The organism is Actinocrinis puniceicyclus (assembly GCF_018283645.1).
Lineage (GTDB): Bacteria > Actinomycetota > Actinomycetes > Streptomycetales > Catenulisporaceae > Actinocrinis > Actinocrinis puniceicyclus.
In genome coordinates, this window is record NZ_JAGSXH010000365.1 from 1 (window position 1) to 678 (window position 678).

Sequence of the window (678 nt, forward strand, 5' to 3'; positions counted from 1 at the left end):
ACGGCCACCGGGTCGTCCACGTCGCCCTCGTCGTGGTTGGTGATCATGTCCGGGACCGTGCCCGCGGACTTGACGTGCGCCAGCCACGTGGACCACTCGCCGGAGTTGCGCAGCGGGGTGTACGCGAAGGAGGGCCCGACGATCGTGGCGCCCGGCGCCACCTTGCGCAGTTCCCGGTAGGCGGTGTCCCACATCTGGAAGTACTGGGTGCTGTTGACCCCGGCCTTCCAGAACACCGAGATGTCCGGCTCGTTGTCGATGTCGTACGCCAGCTTCAGGCCCGAGGCCTGCAACGCCGCCACGGTCTGGTCGATGAAGGTGGCCCAGTTCGAGCAGTTGCCGTTGTCGCACGGGTACATCGTGTTCGAGGGCTGACCGCCGTTCAGGCCGTACAGGTCGGTCAGCAGCACCTGGTACTGCGCGTGATACGGCGGCTGGGTCAGCCGCTTGGCCTCGGCCAGGATCGAGTTGATGTCGGCCTGCGTCGCCGAACCGAGCTGGTAGTTGTCCCTGATCCAGCCCCCGGAGAACCAGCCCCCGCCACGGAACGCGTTGATCCCCAACGGCTGGATGTACTGGTCCGCCGGCTGCGTACCGTCCTCACTGAACCCGTACAAGAACCCCTCCCCCACGCCCGTCGACGCCCCCCGCGCCGAGGACAGGTCCACACTCAACGAC

The 678-nt window shown here is 67.1% G+C and carries 1 pseudogene; it reads right to left on the minus strand.

Going from position 1 to position 678, the window contains the following annotated elements:
• Positions 1-678: pseudogene (locus tag KGA66_RS29305) on the minus strand (hypothetical protein); the annotation flags it as partial.